This window comes from Nonomuraea sp. NPDC049141, from assembly GCF_040648415.1.
Lineage (GTDB): Bacteria > Actinomycetota > Actinomycetes > Streptosporangiales > Streptosporangiaceae > Nonomuraea.
Genome location: NZ_JBEZDR010000004.1, coordinates 183,600 through 202,521 on the forward strand (window position 1 = coordinate 183,600; position 18,922 = coordinate 202,521).

16 protein-coding genes are annotated in these 18,922 nt (G+C 70.7%); 15 read left to right on the plus strand and 1 reads right to left on the minus strand.

What is annotated here, in order from left to right:
• Positions 1-2: 2 nt before the first annotated feature.
• Positions 3-1,247: an arginine deiminase gene (locus tag AB0B91_RS13130; RefSeq protein ID WP_358318507.1), complete on the minus strand. Its 1,245-nt coding sequence runs from the start codon at positions 1,245-1,247 to the stop codon at positions 3-5.
• A gap of 237 nt (positions 1,248-1,484) precedes the next feature.
• Here AB0B91_RS13130 and pyrR point away from each other — a divergent pair, with 237 nt between their 5' ends.
• The 15 genes from pyrR to AB0B91_RS13205 all read left to right on the plus strand — a co-directional run bounded on the left by pyrR (position 1,485) and on the right by AB0B91_RS13205 (position 18,882).
• A complete protein-coding gene (pyrR, locus tag AB0B91_RS13135) occupies positions 1,485-2,054 on the plus strand; it encodes a bifunctional pyr operon transcriptional regulator/uracil phosphoribosyltransferase PyrR (RefSeq protein ID WP_219532878.1) in 570 nt (189 codons plus the stop codon).
• Positions 2,051-2,968 (plus strand): aspartate carbamoyltransferase catalytic subunit, encoded by a 918-nt coding sequence (locus tag AB0B91_RS13140; RefSeq protein WP_358318508.1) that lies wholly within the window; start codon positions 2,051-2,053, stop codon positions 2,966-2,968. The genes pyrR and AB0B91_RS13140 overlap by 4 nt, the downstream gene beginning before the upstream one ends.
• Positions 2,965-4,251 carry a dihydroorotase gene (locus AB0B91_RS13145; protein ID WP_358318509.1) on the plus strand — a complete coding sequence of 429 codons (1,287 nt, stop codon included), beginning with the start codon at positions 2,965-2,967 and terminating at the stop codon, positions 4,249-4,251. The genes AB0B91_RS13140 and AB0B91_RS13145 overlap by 4 nt, the downstream gene beginning before the upstream one ends.
• Entirely contained in the window at positions 4,248-5,354 is a 1,107-nt protein-coding gene (gene carA / locus AB0B91_RS13150) for a glutamine-hydrolyzing carbamoyl-phosphate synthase small subunit (RefSeq protein ID WP_358318510.1), read from the plus strand. Before AB0B91_RS13145 ends, carA begins: the two co-directional genes overlap by 4 nt.
• On the plus strand, positions 5,341-8,637 hold the full coding sequence (gene carB, locus AB0B91_RS13155; protein ID WP_358318511.1) for a carbamoyl-phosphate synthase large subunit: 3,297 nt from the start codon (positions 5,341-5,343) through the stop codon (positions 8,635-8,637). Before carA ends, carB begins: the two co-directional genes overlap by 14 nt.
• Before the next feature lie 56 nt (positions 8,638-8,693).
• Complete coding sequence (locus tag AB0B91_RS13160; RefSeq protein WP_358318512.1) at positions 8,694-9,545, plus strand: dihydroorotate dehydrogenase electron transfer subunit; 852 nt, start codon at positions 8,694-8,696, stop codon at positions 9,543-9,545.
• A gap of 116 nt (positions 9,546-9,661) precedes the next feature.
• Positions 9,662-10,639, plus strand: a complete 978-nt coding sequence (locus tag AB0B91_RS13165) for a dihydroorotate dehydrogenase (protein WP_308127197.1) — start codon at positions 9,662-9,664, stop codon at positions 10,637-10,639.
• Positions 10,636-11,334, plus strand: coding sequence for an orotidine-5'-phosphate decarboxylase (gene pyrF / locus AB0B91_RS13170; protein WP_358318513.1), 699 nt, complete (start codon positions 10,636-10,638; stop codon positions 11,332-11,334). Before AB0B91_RS13165 ends, pyrF begins: the two co-directional genes overlap by 4 nt.
• Positions 11,335-12,300: 966 nt before the next feature.
• Positions 12,301-12,624, plus strand: a complete 324-nt coding sequence (gene mihF / locus AB0B91_RS13175; RefSeq protein ID WP_214637712.1) for an integration host factor, actinobacterial type — start codon at positions 12,301-12,303, stop codon at positions 12,622-12,624.
• Positions 12,625-12,763: 139 nt separating this feature from the next.
• Positions 12,764-13,336 (plus strand): guanylate kinase, encoded by a 573-nt coding sequence (gene gmk, locus AB0B91_RS13180; RefSeq protein ID WP_358319171.1) that lies wholly within the window; start codon positions 12,764-12,766, stop codon positions 13,334-13,336.
• A gap of 5 nt (positions 13,337-13,341) precedes the next feature.
• The gene (gene rpoZ, locus AB0B91_RS13185; protein ID WP_214637710.1) at positions 13,342-13,611 is read left to right on the plus strand and encodes a DNA-directed RNA polymerase subunit omega; all 270 of its coding nucleotides are present in this window, start codon (positions 13,342-13,344) and stop codon (positions 13,609-13,611) included.
• An 8-nt stretch (positions 13,612-13,619) separates the two neighbouring features.
• Positions 13,620-14,837, plus strand: a complete 1,218-nt coding sequence (gene coaBC / locus AB0B91_RS13190; protein WP_358318514.1) for a bifunctional phosphopantothenoylcysteine decarboxylase/phosphopantothenate--cysteine ligase CoaBC — start codon at positions 13,620-13,622, stop codon at positions 14,835-14,837.
• Between the two features lie 27 nt (positions 14,838-14,864).
• Positions 14,865-15,233, plus strand: coding sequence for a hypothetical protein (locus AB0B91_RS13195; RefSeq protein ID WP_358318515.1), 369 nt, complete (start codon positions 14,865-14,867; stop codon positions 15,231-15,233).
• Positions 15,234-15,352: 119 nt separating this feature from the next.
• Positions 15,353-16,540, plus strand: a complete 1,188-nt coding sequence (gene metK, locus AB0B91_RS13200) for a methionine adenosyltransferase (RefSeq protein ID WP_358318516.1) — start codon at positions 15,353-15,355, stop codon at positions 16,538-16,540.
• A gap of 137 nt (positions 16,541-16,677) precedes the next feature.
• Positions 16,678-18,882, plus strand: coding sequence for a LuxR C-terminal-related transcriptional regulator (locus tag AB0B91_RS13205; RefSeq protein ID WP_358318517.1), 2,205 nt, complete (start codon positions 16,678-16,680; stop codon positions 18,880-18,882).
• The last annotated feature ends 40 nt before the right edge of the window (positions 18,883-18,922 follow it).

Here is an 18,922-nt window from a genome sequence, read left to right on the forward strand (position 1 = left end):
GGTCAGATGCCGTCTCGCTCTAGCGGGCAGCTCATGCAGCGCGGGCCGCCCCGGCCCCGGCCGAGCTCGCTGCCCCGGATCGTGATGACCTCGATGCCATTGTCGCGCAGGAAGTTGTTGGTCGTGGTGTTGCGCTCGTAGGCGATGACCACGCCCGGCTCGACGGCCAGCGCGTTGCAGCCGTCGTCCCACTGCTCCCGCTCGGCGGCGTAGACGTCCTGCGTGGGGGTGAGGACCTTGATGTCGTCCAGCTCCAGGGCCCGCGCGATGGCGCGGTGCATGTCCTGCGGCGGGTGGTCGGTGACCTTGAGCTCCTTCTCGGAGTCGCCCGGCTCGATCGTGTACGAGGCCAGCATGCCGAGCCCCGCGTACTTGGTGAACACGCCCACGTCCACCATCGTCATCACGGTGTCCAGGTGCATGAACGCGCGGGCCTTCGGCATGTTCATGGCGATGATCTTCCGCGCGGAGCCGGCCTGGAACAGCCGCTGCGCCAGCATCTCGATGGCCTGCGGCTGGGTGCGCTCGCTCATCCCGATCAGCACCACGCCGCGCCCGAGAACCAGCACGTCGCCGCCCTCCAGCGTGGCCGGGGCGATGGACTGGCCGGGCAGCCACACGTGGAAACCGTCCTTCTGCGGCCGGCCGAACCCGTCGGCGAAGGTCGGGTGGAACTCGTAGATGGCCTCCATGTTCACCGTCTCGCGCATCCGCGCCTTCTTCTTCATCGCGTTGATCGAGACGCCGTCGTACACCCAGCAGGAGGTGTCGCGGGTGAACAGGTGGTTCGGCAGGGGCGGCAGGATGAAGTCGTCGTCGCCGGCCGCGTGGTAGGACATCGATTTCGGGTCGCAGCCGGCCTCGACCATCTCGCGCTTGGTGATGCCGCCGGTCAGGTAGAGCTGCAGGGTCTTGGAGTCCATGGCGTCGAGCGTGTTGCGGATGTCGTCGACGGCCAGCGGGCCCAGGAAGCGCTCGTCCAGGATCCCGTCGAGGATGTGCTTGCGCGCCTCGGGGATCTCGATCGTCTCTTGGAGCAGGTCCGCGAGCATGTGGACCTTGACGCCGCGCTTCCGCAGCACCTGCTGGAACTCCTCGTGCTCCTCCATCGCGCGCTGCACCCACAGCACGTCGTCGAAGAGGAACGCGTCCTTGTTGGTCGGGGTGAGCCGCTTGAGCGCCAGGTCAGGCTTGTGCAGCAGCACCTGGTAGAGCTTGCCCACCTCGGAGTCGACATGGAAGGTCATTGTCTCTGTATCCCCTCGAAGCAGGCGGACGTCAACGCGCCGGCGCCGCCCGCGATGCCGATGACGTGCCCCGCGCGGGGGGTGCCAACACGGGAAAGGGCGGGAAATTACCGAATCGCGGGCCGCCACGGGCAATGGCCCGCCCGAGTTCTGGCTGGTAGCCCCTGGTACTGTGTGTCCCGACCAACACCCTTTTAAGACCCGTCCCGTGAGGCGGGAAAGGTGGTGAGCTCTGCCGTGTCCGACTTCCCGACCGACCAGACGCCCCATTCGAGGGCAGTCCTGGAGGGCCCGGACATTCATCGGGCGCTGACCCGTATCGCGCACGAGATCCTCGAACGAACCAAGGGCGCCGACGGCGTCGTCCTCCTCGGCATCCCGACCCGCGGCGCCACCCTGGCCCGCCGGCTGGGTGACCGCATCGAACGCTTCGAAGGCGTCAAGATCCCCGTCGGCTCGATCGACATCACCATGTACCGCGACGACCTCCGGCTCAAGCCCGCCAGGCCGCTCGGCCACACCGAGCTGCCGCCCGACGGCATCGACGGCAGGATCGTCGTCCTGGTCGACGACGTCCTCTACTCCGGCCGCACCGTCCGCGCCGCGCTCGACGCGCTCAACGACCTCGGCCGCCCGACCGCCGTACAACTGGCCACGCTGGTCGATCGCGGCCACCGCGAGCTGCCCATCCGCGCCGACTACGTCGGCAAGAACCTGCCGACCGCCAAGAGCGAGAAGGTGAAGGTCTATCTGCAGGAGACCGACGGGCGTGACGCGGTGCTCCTCATGAAGGAGGACGCCAAGTGAACCGCCATCTCATCTCCGCGGGCGACCTCGGCAAGGACGACGCCCTGCTCATCCTCGACACGGCCGAGGAGCTGGCGAGGGTCTCGGAACGCTCCATCAAGAAGCTGCCGACGCTGCGCGGCCGTACGGTGGTCAACCTGTTCTTCGAGGACTCCACCCGGACCCGCATCTCGTTCGAGGCGGCGGCCAAGCGGCTGTCGGCCGACGTGATCAACTTCTCCGCCAAGGGCTCCAGCGTCTCCAAGGGCGAGTCGCTGAAGGACACCGCGCTGACCCTGGAGGCGATGGGCGCCGACGCGGTCGTCATCCGCCACGGCGCCTCCGGCGCGCCGCACCGCCTGGCCAACTGGGTGCACGGCAGCGTCGTCAACGCCGGCGACGGCACCCACGAGCACCCCACGCAGGCGCTGCTCGACGCCTTCTCCATGCGCCGCCGCCTGGGTGGCCTCGACGGCCGCAAGGTCACGATCGTCGGCGACGTGCTGCACAGCAGGGTCGCCCGCTCCAACGTGCTGCTCCTGGCCACGCTCGGCGCCGACGTCACGCTGGTGGCACCGCCCACGCTGCTGCCGGTCGCGGTCGACACCTGGCCGTGCGCGGTCTCCTACGACCTCGACGCGGTGCTGCCCAAGTCCGACGTGGTGATGATGCTGCGGGTGCAGAAGGAGCGGATGAACGCCGCCTACTTCCCGAGCGAGCGCGAATACTCCCGCCGCTACGGCCTCGACCGCGACCGCTTCGCCAAGATGCCCGACGAGGCCATCGTGATGCACCCCGGCCCGATGAACCGGGGCATGGAGATCGCCGCCGAAGTGGCCGACTCACCGCGCTCGACCATCGTCGAGCAGGTCGCCAACGGTGTGACCATCCGCATGGCCGTCCTGTACCTGCTCCTCGGGGGAGAGACCGCATGATCGTCCGCAACGTCAGGATCCTCGGCGGGGAGCCCGTCGACCTCCGGATCGAGGACGGGGTGATCGCCGAGATCGCGCCGCGGATCGAGGGTGAGCCGGGGATCGACGGCGGCGGCGCGATCGTGCTGCCCGGCCTCGTCGACCTGCACACCCACCTGCGCGAGCCGGGCCGCGAAGACGCCGAGACCGTGCAGACCGGCACCCAGTCGGCCGCCCGCGGCGGCTACACCGCCGTGCACGCCATGGCCAACACCTCGCCCGTCGCCGACACCGCCGGAGTGGTCGAGCAGGTCTGGCGGCTCGGCCGCGAGTTCGCCCACTGCGACGTCCAGCCGGTCGGCGCGGTCACCGTCGGCCTGGAGGGCCGGCAACTGGCCGAGCTCGGCGCGATGGCCGACTCCGCCGCCCGGGTCCGCGTCTTCTCCGACGACGGCAGGTGCGTCGACGACGCCGTGCTGATGCGCCGCGCCCTGGAGTACGTCAAGGCGTTCGACGGCGTGATCGCCCAGCACGCCCAGGAGCCCAGGCTCACCGGCGGCGCGCAGATGAACGAGGGCGTCATCTCCGGACGGCTCGGCCTGACCGGGTGGCCGGCGGTCGCCGAGGAGGCGATCATCGCCCGCGACTGCCTGCTGGCCGCCCACGTCGGCTCCCGGCTGCACGTCTGCCACGTCTCCACGGCCGGCTCCGTGGAGATCCTGCGCTGGGCCAAGTCCAAGGGCTGGAACATCACCGCCGAGGTCACCCCGCACCACCTGCTGCTCACCGACGACCTCGTCGAGGACTCGCCGGTCGGCGCCTACAACCCCATCTACAAGGTCAACCCGCCGCTGCGCACCCGCGCCGACGTCGAGGCGCTGCGCGCGGCGCTGGCCGACGGCACGATCGACATCGTCGCCACCGACCACGCCCCCCACCCGGTCGAGGACAAGGAGACCGAGTGGTCGGCCGCGGCCATGGGCATGGTCGGCCTGGAGACCGCGCTCAGCGTGGTGCAGGAGGCCATGGTGGACACCGGGCTGCTCGACTGGGCGGGCGTCGCCGATCGCATGTCGATCGTCCCCGCGCGTATCGGCCGTCTGTCGGGGCACGGGCAGCCGATCGAGGTGGGTGTGCCGGCCAACCTCACCTTGTACGACCCGTCCGTCCGCACCGAGGTGGATCCGTCCGCCTTCGCGTCGAAGAGCCGCAACACGCCGTACGAGGGGATGACGCTGCCCGGCCGGGTCGTGGCGACGTTCCTGCGCGGCAAGCCGACAGTACTTGAAGGGAAGCTGGTGTGACTTCAGCGCTACTCGTTCTGGAAGACGGTCGTGTCTTCCACGGAACCCCCTATGGCGCCGAGGGCGAGACGTTCGGCGAGATGGTCTTCAACACCGGCATGACCGGTTATCAGGAGACCCTCACCGACCCGTCCTACCACCGGCAGATCGTCGCGATGACGGCCCCGCACATCGGCAACACCGGCGTCAACGACGAGGACCCCGAGTCGGGCCGCGTCTGGGTGGCCGGCTACGTCGTACGTGAGCCGTCCCGCGTGGTCTCCAACTGGCGGGCCAACCGCTCGCTCGACGACTACCTCAAGGAGCAGGGCGTCGTCGGCATCGCGATGCCCGGCACCCGCGCGCTCACCCGCCACCTGCGCGAGCGCGGCGCCATGCGCGCCGGCATCTTCACGGCTCCCGCCGAGCCGGTCGAGGACCTCATCGAGCGCGTACGGCAGGCGCCGCTCATGGAGGGCGCCAACCTGTCCGCCGAGGTGGCCACGACCGAGCCGTACATCGTGCCCGCCATCGGCGCGAAGCGGTTCACGGTCGCGGCCGTGGACCTGGGCATCAAGGGCATGACGCCGCACCGGATGGCCGAGCGCGGCTGCGAGGTGCACGTGCTGCCGGCCGGCGCCACGTTCGAGCAGATCATGGCGGTCGAGCCGGACGGGGTGTTCCTGTCCAACGGGCCCGGCGACCCGGCCACCGTCGACGTCACGCCGCTGCGGCGGGTGCTGGAGGCCGGGGTGCCGTTCTTCGGCATCTGCTTCGGCAACCAGATCTTCGGCCGCGCCCTGGGGCTGTCCACGTACAAGCTGCGTTACGGGCACCGCGGGGTCAACCAGCCGGTCCAGGACGTACGGACCGGAAAAGTGGAGATCTCCGCGCACAACCACGGCTTCGCCGTCGAGGCGCCGCTCGGTGAGCCGTTCGACACCCCCTACGGCCGGGCCGAGGTCAGCCACGTCAACCTCAACGACCGTTGCGTGGAAGGGCTGCGCCTGCTCGACGGGCGCGCCTTCAGCGTCCAGTACCACCCGGAGGCCGCCGCCGGGCCTCACGACGCCGCCTACCTTTTCGACGAGTTCTGTGAGGTCATGAGCCGTGCCCAAGCGTGATGACATCAGGTCCGTCCTGGTGATCGGCTCGGGGCCGATCGTGATCGGACAGGCGTGCGAGTTCGACTACTCGGGCACCCAGGCCTGCCGCGTGCTGCGCGACGAGGGGTTCCGCGTGATCCTCGTCAACAGCAACCCGGCGACGATCATGACCGACCCCGAGTTCGCCGACGCCACCTACGTCGAGCCGATCACCCCCGAGTACGTCGAGAAGATCATCGCCAAGGAGCGCCCCGACGCGCTGCTGCCGACGCTGGGCGGGCAGACCGCGCTCAACACCGCGGTCGCGCTGCACGAGTCGGGCGCGCTGGAGCGCTACGAGGTCGAGCTGATCGGCGCCGACTTCGACGCGATCCAGGCGGGCGAGAACCGCGAGCTGTTCAAGGGGATCGTCGCCAAGGTCGCCCGCGAGCACGGCCTGAACGCCGAGTCGGCCAGCTCGGTCGTCTGCCACACGATGGACGAGTGCCTGGCCGCCGCCACGGAGCTCGGCTTCCCGCTGGTCGTGCGGCCGTCCTTCACGATGGGCGGCGTCGGGTCCGGGTTCGCCTACGACGAGAGCGACCTGCGGCGCATCGCAGGCGCCGGGCTGGACGCCTCGCCGACCACCGAGGTGCTCCTGGAGGAGTCGATCCTCGGATGGAAGGAGTACGAGCTCGAGGTCATGCGTGACAAGCACGACAACGTGGTCATCGTCTGCTCCATCGAGAACATCGACCCGATGGGCGTCCACACCGGCGACAGCGTCACCGTCGCCCCCGCGCTCACGCTGACCGACCGCGAATACCAGAACATGCGGGACGTCGCGATCGCGGTCATCCGCGAGGTCGGCGTCGACACCGGCGGCTGCAACATCCAGTTCGCGGTCAACCCGGCGACCGGCCGCATGATCGTCATCGAGATGAACCCGCGCGTGTCCCGATCGAGCGCCCTGGCCTCGAAGGCCACCGGCTTCCCGATCGCGAAGATCGCCGCCAAGCTGGCCATCGGCTACACGCTCGACGAGATCCCCAACGACATCACCAAGGAGACCCCGGCGTCGTTCGAGCCCACGCTCGACTACATCGTGGTCAAGGTGCCGCGCTTCGCCTTCGAGAAGTTCAAGGGCGCCGACCAGACCCTCACCACGCACATGAAGTCCGTGGGCGAGGCCATGGCCATCGGCCGCTCCTTCCCCGAGGCGCTGCAGAAGGCGCTGCGGTCGCTGGAGAAGAAGGACTCCTCCTTCTCCTGGACCGGCTCCCCCCGGCCCAAGGCCGAGCTGCTCGACGAGTCGCGGGTCCCGCACGACGGCCGGCTGCGCACCATGCAGCAGGCCATCCGGGCCGGCGCCACGGCCGAGGAGCTCTTCGAGGCCACCAATGTCGATCCCTGGTTCCTCGACCAGCTGTTCCTGATCGACGAGGAGGCGCGGGCCGTCGGCGAGGCGACCGAGCTGACCGCCGAGGTGCTGGAGCGGGCCAAGCGTCACGGCTTCAGCGACGCCCAGCTCGGCGAGATCCGCGGCATCGACGAGGCGCGCGTGCGCGACCTGCGCCACGCGCTCGGCCTGCGGCCGGTCTACAACACGGTCGACACCTGCGCCGCCGAGTTCGCCGCCAAGACCCCCTACCTCTACTCGGCCTACGACGAGGAGAGCGAGGTCCCGTACGGCGAGCGGGAGAAGGTCATCATCCTCGGCTCCGGACCGAACCGCATCGGCCAGGGCATCGAGTTCGACTACGCCTGCGTGCACGCCTCCTTCGAGCTGTCGCGGGCCGGGTTCGAGACCGTCATGGTCAACTGCAACCCGGAGACGGTCTCGACCGACTACGACACCTCCGACCGGCTCTACTTCGAGCCGCTCACCCTGGAGGACGTGCTGGAGGTCGTACACGCCGAGCAGCAGACCGGCCCGGTCGCGGGCGTGATCGTGCAGCTCGGCGGGCAGACGCCGCTCGGCCTGGCGCAGGCGCTCAAGGACGCGGGCGTGCCCGTGGTCGGCACCTCGCCCGAGTCGATCCATCTGGCGGAGGAGCGCGGCGCGTTCGGCCGGGTGCTCGCGGAGGCGCAGCTGCCCGCGCCCAAGCACGGCACCGCGACGACCGTGGCCGAGGCGCTGGCCGTGGCCGAGGAGATCGGCTACCCCGTGCTCGTGCGGCCCTCGTACGTGCTCGGCGGCGCCGGCATGGCCATCGTCTACGACGACGCGACCCTGACCACCTACATGGCGGCCCAGGAGGGCGGCCACCCGGTGCTGGTCGACAAGTTCCTCGACGAGGCCATCGAGATCGACGTGGACGCGCTGTTCGACGGCGACGAGCTCTACCTGGGCGGCGTCATGGAGCACATCGAGGAGGCCGGGATCCACTCCGGCGACTCGGCGTGCGCGCTGCCGCCGATCACACTCGGCAGCAACGACATCAAGCGCATCCGCGCCGCCACCGAGGGCATCGCCCGCGGCGTCGGGGTCCGCGGGCTGCTGAACGTCCAGTACGCCATGTCGGCCGGCGTCCTGTACGTCCTGGAGGCCAACCCGCGCGCCAGCCGTACCGTGCCGTTCGTCTCCAAGGCGACGGCGGTGCCGCTGGCGAAGGCGGCGGCTCGCGTGATGCTGGGCGCCTCGATCGCCTCGCTGCGGGAGGAGGGCATGCTGCCCGCCACCGGAGACGGCGGCACCCTGCCGCTGGAGGCGTCGATCGCGGTGAAGGAGGCGGTGCTGCCGTTCAACCGGTTCCGCGGCGTCGACATCGTGCTCGGCCCCGAGATGCGCTCCACGGGCGAGGTCATGGGCATCGACGAGTCCTTCGGCGTCGCCTACGCCAAGTCGCAGGCGGCCGCCTACGGCGAGCTGCCCACCAAGGGCCGGGCGTTCGTGTCCGTGGCCAACCGGGACAAGCGTGCGATGATCTTCCCGGTGCGCGCGCTGGCCGACCTCGGTTTCGAGATCCTGGCCACCGAGGGGACCGCTGAGGTGCTGCGCCGCAACGGTGTCCATGCCAAGATCGTGCGAAAGCAGAGCGAGGGGCCCGGACCGGGAGGTGAGCCCACAAGTGTGCAGTACATCCTCGACGGCGAGGTCGACCTGATCGTCAACACACCGTTCGGCAGCCCGGGCCAGTCGGGTCCGCGGCTCGACGGCTACGACATCCGCACCGCAGCCGTGCTGCGCGGCATCCCGTGCATCACCACGGTCGCCGGGCTCGCCGCCGCGGCCGCGGGCATCCAGGCCATCGTGCGGGGCGATGTCGGCGTACGGTCCCTCCAGGAGCACGCGCGGGCGCTGCGGGCGGCAGGGGCGTAGGGGCTCGATCGACGGCAGGCTCCCGCGGGAGGTGAAGAGGACTGGCCGGCACCCCGGTGCAGGTGACGGGCACGGTGCTGACGACGCGCCGGGTCGACGCCTTCCATGCGCTGACCGTGGTGGCGCCCGGCATCGCCGAGCGCTACCGCCCCGGCCACTTCGTGTCCGTCGCCGTGGGCGGGGCTCACACGTCCATGGTGACGCGGCGGGCCTTCTCCATCCACGACGTCAAGCCCGACTACGGCGGCACGGTGGAGCTCGTCTTCACCGTGCGCGGGCCCGGCACCGCGTGGCTGGCCGAACGCCGCGCGCGTGACACGATCGACCTCGTCGGGCCGCTCGGCCGGCCCTTCCCGCTGCCCCGCGACCCGGTCCACTGCGTGCTGGTCGGCTCCGAGTACGGCTCGGCGGTGCTGTTCCCGGTGGCCGACCAGCTCATCGAACGCGGCTGCCGGGTCGACTTCGTCCTGGGCGGGGCCAGCGCGGACCGGGTGTTCGGCGCCATGCGGGCCAGGCGGATGGCGCAGACCACCACACTCACCACCGAGGACGGCTCGCTCGGGCTGCGCGGCAGGGTGACCGACGCGCTGCCCGCGGTGATCGCCGACACGCGGGCCGACGTGGTCTACGCGTGCGCGCCCATGGAGACGCTGCGGGCGGTCACGGCGGTGGCGATGGAGTTCGACATCCCGGTGCAGGTGGCGGTGGAAGAGGCGATGGCCTGCGGGATCGGGGTCTGCATGACGTGCGTGCTGCCGGTCATCGGCGACGACGGGGTGACCCGGATGGTGCGGGCCTGCGCCGAGGGGCCGGTGTTCCGGGGGGAGCGGGTGCGGTTCGAGGACGTGGGGACGATCCCGTTCGACGCGCTGGGGGCGCCCGGGGGCGGTGCTCGCCATGCGGGCTGACCCCTGCGGCCCGCGTCTCGGCTTCGTACGGCGCCAAGGATCTTCACTCCCGTGTGCCCCGAAGGACCTCCGCCTTGTTGTCGATGGCGCAGTTCTCTCTGCGGCGGTGACCTGACGTGTCAGTAGATATGCGGACCTTCCTGGCGCACGTCGAGCTGGCCAACCCCATCACCACCGCCGCCGGCTGCGCCGCCTCGGGCCGCGAGCTGGCCCAGTTCTTCGACCTCCACCGCCTGGGCGCCCTGACCACCAGCTCGATCACCATGGCCCCGCGCGCCGGCCGCCCCACCCCCCGGATGGCCGAGACCCCCTCAGGCATGCTCAACGCCGTCGGCCTCCAGGGCCCAGGCATCGACGCCTTCCTCGAACGCGAGCTGCCCTGGCTGGCCCAGCGCGGCATCAGGACCATCGTGTCGATCGGCGGCGGCACCGTGGCCGAGTACTCCGCGCTGGCCCGCAGGCTGGCCGACGCGCCCGGCGTCACGGCGCTGGAGGTGAACCTGTCCTGCCCGAACATCGAGGACCGCGGCCGGGTCTTCGCCCGCGAAGGCAGCGCCGCCGCCGAGGTGATCGCGTCGGTGCGGTCCATCATGCGGTACGACGTGCCGGTGGTCGCCAAACTCGCCCCCGACGTGGCCGACATCGTGTCGGTCGCCCGAGCCTGCGTCGACGCCGGAGCCGACGCGCTGTCCATGATCAACAACCCGCTCGGCATGGCCATCGACACCGAGGCGCTGCGGCCCTCGCTCGCGGCCGTGACCGGCGGGCTGTCGGGACCGGCCATCCTGCCCCTGGCTGTACGGTGCGTGTGGCAGGTGCACGCCGCCCTGCCCGGGGTGCCGTTGATCGGCGTCGGCGGCGTGACGACCGGCAGGGACGCCTTCCAGCTCATCCTGGCGGGCGCCTGCGCGGTCGGAGTGGGGACGGCGCTGTTCCACGACCCCTACGCGTGCCTGCGCATCGAGCGAGAGCTTGAGGACCTGCTGAGGGCACGCGGCTTCCAGCGCCTGGCCGACGCGGTCGGCCTGGCCCACCGTCCGCCGGGGAGCGCCCCCCGGCACCTGCTCGTCGACTCCGAGGAGAGCTCCCCTTGACGCCCGCACCTATTGCCGTCGCCCTCGACGCCCCCGACCTGGAGACCGCCGCCAGATGGGCCGCCCTGGTGACACCGCACGTCACCACGGTGAAGATCGGGCTGGAGCTCTATCTGCGCTACGGCCCCGACGTGATCGCCTCGGTCCGCGGCGCGAGCGGCGTACAGGTCTTCCTGGACCTGAAGCTGCACGACATCCCCAACACGGTCGCCGGCGCGGCCAAAGCGGTCTCCCGCCTGCGCCCGGCCATCCTCACGGTCCACGCGGCGGGCGGCCCCGCGATGATCCGCGCGGCCGTCGAGGCGGCCCCGGACACCCAGATCGCGGCGGTGACGGTTCTCACGTCGCTGTCGGAGGCCGACCTGGGCCGCATCGGGCTCGCGGGCCCCGCCTCGGACGCGGTCCGTCGCCTGGCCGCCCTGTCGGTCGAGTCAGGGGCCACCGCCCTGGTGTGCTCGCCGCACGAGGTCGTCGCCCTACGGTCGGAGGTGGGGCCGGAGATCACGCTCATCACGCCCGGCGTACGACCGGTCGGGGCCGACAGCCAGGACCAGGCGCGGGTCGCGACGCCCGAACAGGCGCTGGCGGACGGCGCCGACCTCCTGGTCATCGGCCGCCCGATCACCGCCTCCCCGGACCCGGGCGCCACGGCGGCCGCCATCGCGTCCTCCTTGCGCCGCACGATCCCCTCCTGAGGGCTTCTGGCGCCCTTCATGGGGTGGTCCTTCTTTCATAGGGGTCCGTCCGTGAGAACCCGTTTGTGAGGGCGGGGGCCTGTCTGTGAGGGTTCGCTTGTGAGGATGAGGGCCCGTTCGTGAAGGGCCACTCGTGAAGGCGAGGGGCTGTCTGTCAGGGGGCTCGGACCTGTTGGTGAGTTCGGGCGCCTGTTCGTGGGCCCGGTCTGTGAGGGCGTGAGGGGAACTGCCACTCGCGCTCGCGTGGGGCTCGGACCCCGGGCGAGCCGGGCAGCGACTCCCGTCGTGGTGCGCCTTCAGCCCTCGCGCAAGGCCGCCTGGACGTCGTGCGCCGATGTCCAAGGCGCGCCACCGCCTTTGGCGGGCCGACCGGCCACGTGTGGCTCGGGCCCCCGTAGGGGCAGGGCTGGCGGCCGCTCTGGTCGTGAAGCGTCAGCCCGGTGCCGGGTCGGCCGGACGTCATGCGGTGGTGCCCTGCGCGCCACCGCGGGGTGTGCGGAGCATGCGGGTACGGCTCGGGCCCACGGCGACGCGGACCCACGTAGGCCGCCCTCCGTGGACACGCGCTACGGCGGGTGGCCGTGTACGCACGGTGAGCGCCTCCCCGGAGAGATGGCGGTGCCCGGGGATGCCTCACAGCGACCGTACATGATCGTGAAAACACTCCCGCAGCGCGCGCGGACGCCCACCTCGGGCGGGGTTTCGGACCCGATCCCGCGCACGTTTCGGACACCTCTCCCTGACGGGTAGGTGATCATCATCGTACCCCGCCCGCGCTTCCTGTGTGTAAGGAAGAAGCGGGAAGTGAAGGCGATTTGATCAGCAGTCTGTAGTTTTCCAGACACAGAGAGTGATGAAGTGGATTTTGTGAGGGGAGAAACTGGGTTTGACGTTGCTTAGGGGGCGATGACCAGCTAGTTTCCCTTCCCGTCCGAGTACATCGACAGAAATTCGAGGTGACCCGGCGTGGCTCTTCCTCCCCTGACCCCTGAGCAGCGCGCCGCAGCCCTGCAAAAGGCTGCCAAGGCCCGTAAAGAGCGTGCCGAGGTCAAGAACCGGCTCAAGCATGGCGCGGTTTCTCTGGCTGAGGTGCTCAAGGATGGGCAGACCGACGACGTCATCGGCAAGATGAAGGTGTCGGCCTTGTTGGAATCGCTCCCAGGCGTGGGCAAAGTCCGCGCCAAGCAGCTCATGGAGCGGCTTGCCATCGCCGAGTCCCGCCGCGTGCGGGGTCTCGGTGCGAACCAGAGGGCCTCCCTCGAGCGCGAGTTCGGTGGCAACGAGAGCTAATCTCGGTTCCACACGAAAGCGCAGGTTCAATGGGGGGTAGGAAGTGACCGACCGGTCCAGGTCTGGCAGTGTTTGGGCCCATGAGGCAGTTGGATCTGGAACGAGGGTCGGCGACTTCCTCCCCTCGAGTGAGCGGCGCCTGACGGTCCTGTCGGGACCGTCGGGCGTCGGTAAGTCAACGGTCGTCGCCGAGATTCGGCGGGCACACCCTGAGGTGTGGCTGTCGGTCTCGGTGACAACCAGAAAACCCCGGCCCGGCGAGGTGCACGGGATCCACTACTTCTTCGCCGACGACGAGGAGTTCGACCGGCTCGTGGAGTCGGGTGAGCTGCTGGAATGGGCGGAGTTCGCGGGCAACAGGTACGGCACGCCGCGCGCGGCCGTGCTCGACCGGCTCGCCCAGGGCATGCCCACGCTGCTCGAGATCGACCTGGAAGGCGCCAGGCAGGTACGCCGGAGCATGCCGGACGCCCTGCTGGTCTTCCTGGCCCCGCCCTCCTGGGAGGAGCTGGAGAAGCGGCTCCGCGGCCGCGGCACCGAGCCCGAGGACGTCATCGCCCGCCGGCTGGAGGCCGGACACGTCGAGATGGCGGCCGAGAAGGAATTCGACCTCACGCTGGTGAACACGAGTGTCAAAGAGGTGTGCCGCCGGCTGATAGCCTTGATGACTGACCCTCAGGGGGTCATCAAAACCACCAACCGAGAGGTCTGACAATCGTGGCAGGAATTGCCCCGGTCGCAGAGGGCATCACCAACCCGCCGATCGACGCGCTGCTCGACATCGTCGACAGCAAGTATTCCCTGGTGATCATGGGTGCCAAGCGCGCCCGCCAGATCAACGCCTACTACTCCCAGCTCGGCGAGGGCCTGCTCGAATACGTCGGACCGCTGGTCGAGACGCACGCGCAGGAGAAGCCGCTGTCCATCGCCCTGCGCGAGGTCGCCGAGGGCCTGCTCAACGCCGAGCCCATCGAAGGCGCGGTCTGACCCTTCACATGAAGGTCGTCCTGGGCGTCAGCGGGGGCATCGCCGCGTACAAGGCGTGTGAGTTGTTGCGCCTGTTCACCGAGTCCGGGCACGAGGTGCGGGTCGTCCCGACCCGCGACGCCCTGCGATTCGTGGGCGAGCCCACCTGGGCGGCACTGTCCGGCAACCCGGTGACGACCGACGTGTGGGATGACGTTCACGAGGTGCCCCACGTGCGGATCGGCCAGCGGGCCGACCTCGTCGTGGTGGCGCCCGCGACCGCCGACGTGCTCGCCAAGGCCGCCCACGGCCTGGCGGGCGACCTGCTCACCAACACGCTGCTGACCGCGCGCTGCCCGGTGGTGTTCGCGCCCGCGATGCACACCGAGATGTGGCAGCACCCCGCCACCCGCGCCAACGTCTCGACGCTGCGCGAGCGGGGCTCCGTGGTGATCGATCCCGCGGTCGGGCGCCTCACCGGCGCCGACAGCGGGCCCGGGCGTCTGCCCGATCCCGCCGAGATCTTCCAGATCTGCCTGCGCGTACTGGCCGGACGTCCGCGAGACCTGGCCGGGCGGCATGTCGTCGTCTCCGCCGGCGGCACCCGCGAAGCCATCGATCCGGTCCGCTACCTGGGCAACCGATCCTCCGGGCTGCAGGGCTACGCCCTGGCCCGCACCGCCGTCGCCCGCGGGGCCCGCGTGACCCTGGTGGCGGCCAACGTGTCGCTGCCCGATCCGGCAGGGGCCGACGTGGTGCGGGTCGAGTCGGCGGCCGAGCTGCGCGAGGCGGTGCTGACCGCCTCCACCGCCGCGGACGTGGTGGTGATGGCGGCGGCCGTGGCCGACTTCCGGCCCGCCGCCCGGCACGACTCCAAGATCAAGAAGTCCGACAGCGACCCCGACCCCATCCATCTGGTGAAAAATCCGGACATCCTGGCTGAGTTGGGGGAGCGCCGACACGCCGGCGGGCCGAAGCCCGAGGTGATCGTCGGGTTCGCGGCCGAGACCGACGACGTGCTCGCCAACGGACAGGCCAAGCTCGCCCGCAAGGGCTGCGATCTGCTCGTCGTCAACCAGGTGGGCCCCCACCTGGCCTTCGGCACGCCCGACAACGCCGCGACCGTGCTCGTCGCGGGCGGCGAGCCGGTGGAGATCCCGCGCGGTCCCAAGGACGACGTCGCCGACGCCGTCTGGGATCAAGTCGCCAACCTGTTGCGGCATCCCCGAACGCCTGCCGATACTTAGTCAAAAGGGGGCAAAAGGGGGCGGGGAATGCCGGTGAGTTCCGCTGTCAGGGAACGCTGCAGGACGTTGCTCGGCGAACAGGGGGAGATCCGTTACGTCTTCCCCGCGCTGTCCTTAGGACCGCAGGACACGGCGAACTTCCTGATCGTGGTCACCGACAAGGCCATCTCCATCCTCGCCACCAGGATGCTCAGAAGTGACCGCCCGGTCGCGGTCCACGCGACGTTCCCGCGCCACACCAGGCTCGGGCCGATCATGCAGGCTTCCCTGCCGGTGATCGAGCTGGGCGTGATGGCCTTCGAGTTCGAGGAGGAGTACGCCGCCGTGGTGGCCGCCGCCGACGCGGAGATCTTCGCGCCGGAGACACTGCCCCCCGATCCCCTGCCCGACCTGTGAAGGGCCCGTTTCGCGACATGCCGGTGGGTAGGGCTAGACTTCGGCGAGGCACTGGCCGGGGTGTACAGTCGCCGGAGCCCGCACGTCCGTCAGCAGCCGCTGCATGAGGAGCCACTGAGTTGTCACGTCGCCTGTTCACCTCCGAGTCGGTCACCGAAGGCCACCCGGACAAGATCGCCGACCAGATCAGTGACGCGATTCTCGACACCATGCTCAAGGACGACCCCAAGAGCCGGGTCGCCGTCGAGACGATGATCACTACCGGCCAGGTCCATGTCGCAGGCGAGGTCACGACCGAGACCTACGTCGACATCCCCGGCGTCATCCGGGAGAAGATCCTGGAAATCGGCTATGACGCCTCCCACAAGGGCTTCGACGGCGCCTCCTGTGGCGTGTCGGTGTCCATCGGGGCGCAGTCGCCGGACATCGCCCAGGGCGTCGACGACGCCTACGAGCACCGTGTCGACGGTGACATCGACGAGCTCGACCGTCAGGGCGCGGGCGACCAGGGTCTGATGTTCGGCTACGCGTGCCGCGAGACGCCCGAGCTGATGCCGCTGCCGATCACGCTCGCGCACCGGCTGGCCCAGCGCCTGTCCGAGGTGCGCAAGTCCGGCACCGTCCCCTACCTGCGGCCCGACGGCAAGACCCAGGTCACCATCGAGTACGACGGTGACCAGCCGGTCCGGCTCGACACCGTGGTCGTCTCGACGCAGCACGCGGCCGAGATCGACCTCAAGGAGATGCTGACGCCCGACATCAAGGAGCACGTGGTCGACCCCGTGCTCGCGGGCCTCGACATCGACATCGAGGGCTACCGCCTGCTGGTCAACCCGACCGGCCGGTTCGAGATCGGCGGCCCGATGGGCGACGCCGGCCTCACCGGCCGCAAGATCATCATCGACACCTACGGCGGCATGGCCCGTCACGGTGGCGGCGCGTTCTCCGGCAAGGACCCGTCCAAGGTCGACCGCTCGGCCGCCTACGCCATGCGCTGGGTCGCCAAGAACGTCGTGGCCGCCGGGCTCGCCGACCGCTGCGAGGTCCAGGTCGCCTACGCCATCGGCAAGGCTCAGCCGGTCGGCCTGTTCGTCGAGTGCTTCGGCACCGAGAAGCTGCCGGTCGAGAAGATCCAGGCCGCCGTGCTCCAGGTGTTCGACCTGCGCCCGGCCGCGATCATTCGCGACCTCGACCTGCTGCGCCCGATCTACTCCGAGACCGCCGCCTACGGGCACTTCGGCCGCGAGGGCTTCTCCTGGGAGTCGACCGACCGCGCCGAGGCGCTGAGGTCCGCCGCCGGTCTGTAACGCGATCGCGCTGGATGCCGCATCCCCGACTGTGGGGTGCGGCATCTGCGCGTTCACGGCGGGGGCCGTCCCCGGAGGCGAACCTGGGGGCACGTAACGTGGTCTTCTTGGATCTTCCGGAAACTGAGGAATGGATCATGCCATGGCGTGCCACGCCGACCAGCTTCGTGGGTCGCCGTCAGGAGGTCGCGGACGTCCGGCGGATGCTCCAGCGCCGCCGCCTCGTCAGCGTCACCGGCATCGCCGGCGTCGGCAAGACCCGGGTGGCCATCCGGGCGGCCCAGCTCATGCGGCGGGCCTTCACCGACGGCGTCGAGTTCGTCGACCTGTCCGGGCACACCGACCCCGCCTCCCTCGAACAGGTCATCGCCCAGGCCCTGGACGTCACGGGTGACCTGACCGCGCAACTGTCGCGCCGTCGCCAGCTCCTGGTGCTCGACACCTGCGAACACCTGGCCGACGCGTGCTCCGGCCTCGTACGCTCGCTGCTGCGCGCCGCCCCCGGCCTGCACGTGCTGGCCACGAGCAGGCAGGCGCTGCGTGTCCCCGGCGGGCAGGCGCTCATCGTCCGGCCGCTGGCCGTACCCGGTGGCGAGTCGGCGCTCGCCGACGTGGCGCGGGTCGAGTCGGTGTCGCTGCTGCTGGACCGGATCGCGGCCGTCGATCCCGGCTTCGAGCTCACCGAGCGGAACGCGGCGGCCGTCGCCGAGGTCTGCCGCCGCCTGGAGGGCATCCCGCTGGCCATCGAGCTGGTGGCCGCCCGTGCGCGGCACCTGCCCGTGGACGAACTGCTGACGCTGATGGACGCGTACGGTCCGCTGGGTTCGCAGCGTGGCCACTCGACCATGCGGGCGGTGATCGCGTGGAGCCACGAGCTCTGCTCGCCCGAGGAACGCCTGCTGTGGGAGCGGCTGACCGTGTTCGCGGGGACGTTCGAGCGGGCGGCGGCCGAGGCCGTCTGCTCCGGCGGCGCGCTGCCCGCCGCACGGGTGTACCCCACGCTGGCGGCGCTGGTCGAGAAGTCGATCGTGACCGAGGAGCGGGACGAGCGGCGCACGGCGTACGGCATGCCCGACAGCGTGCGCGAATTCGCCGCCGACCGCCTGGAGGGCACCGGCGAGCAGGAACGGCTGCGGACACGCCACCGCGAGCACTACTACGCCGTCGCCGAGGCATTCGGCGCCGAGTGGCCGGGCGGCCGGGCCGACTGGGCGAACCTGCGGGCCGCGCTGGAGTCCTTCGCCGCCGACCCGGCCACCCGCGAGCGCGGGCTGAGGATGGGGCTGCGGCTGGGCCGCCTGTGGGCGTTCGGCGGGCCGGCCCGATACGGCCGTCGCTACCTGGCGCGCCTGCTGCCCATCACCTCGTGCCCCGATTCGGTACGGCTCCGCGCCCTGCTGCAGGTCGCCCAGCTGGCGGCGGGTGGAGGCGACCTGACCGCGGCGCGCGGGGCTCTCGACGAGGCCGAGGCGCCCGCGGCCCGAGTGGGCGCGCGCGGCGGCTGCCACCTGGCCAAGACGCGCGGCACGGTCAGCCTCTGCGAGGGCGACCTGGCAGCGGCCGAACGCCACCTGACCGAGAGCATCAAGGGCCTGTCGCCCGACGGCGTGGTCGACGCCACCGTCGAACTGGGCGTCACGCTCATGCTCGCCGCCCGTACCGGAGAAGCGGACGAGGTCCTCACCCGAGCCCGCGCGCTCTGTGGGGAATCAGGCGACGCCGCCACCGCGGCCTGGACGGAGCTCGCACTCGCCCTGGCCCGGCGGGCGGCCGGCCGGTACGCGGAGGCGGACACCCTGGCCACGGCGGCGCTGCGGACGCAGGTGGCGCTGCACATCACGTTCGGGCGGGCGCTCTGCGTCGAGGTCCTCGGCCGGCTCGCCGCCGACCAGGGCCGCCCCGCGCGCGCCGTACGGCTGCTGAGCGCAGTGCAACGTTTGTGGGGGTACGAGGTGAACCCGCTGCTCGGCGCGCCGATCCTCGCCGCCGAACGCGACCCCGACCAGCGGGAACTACGCGAGACCCTCGGCCGCCAGTACGGCAAGGCCGTCGCGGCAGGCCGCGCCATGTCGGCCGAGGAGGCGATCGCCGAGGCGCTCTCCGCGGGCGGCGCCCCACCGGTCGCGGTCGTACCGTTCTGGGCGCCGCTCACCCCGCGCGAGGCGGACGTCGCCGAACTGGTCGCCGACGGGCTGACCAACCGGCTGATCGCGCAGCGGCTGCTCGTCGCCCGGCGCACAGTGGACTCCCACATGGAGAACATTTTCGCCAAACTCGGATTCTCCGGACGGGGTCAGGTCGCCGCGTGGGTGATGGGGCGGCGGCAGCGGGAGAACGGCTGAGCCCGAGGGCCTCCTGGGAGCCACCGGTCCGACAGGTAGC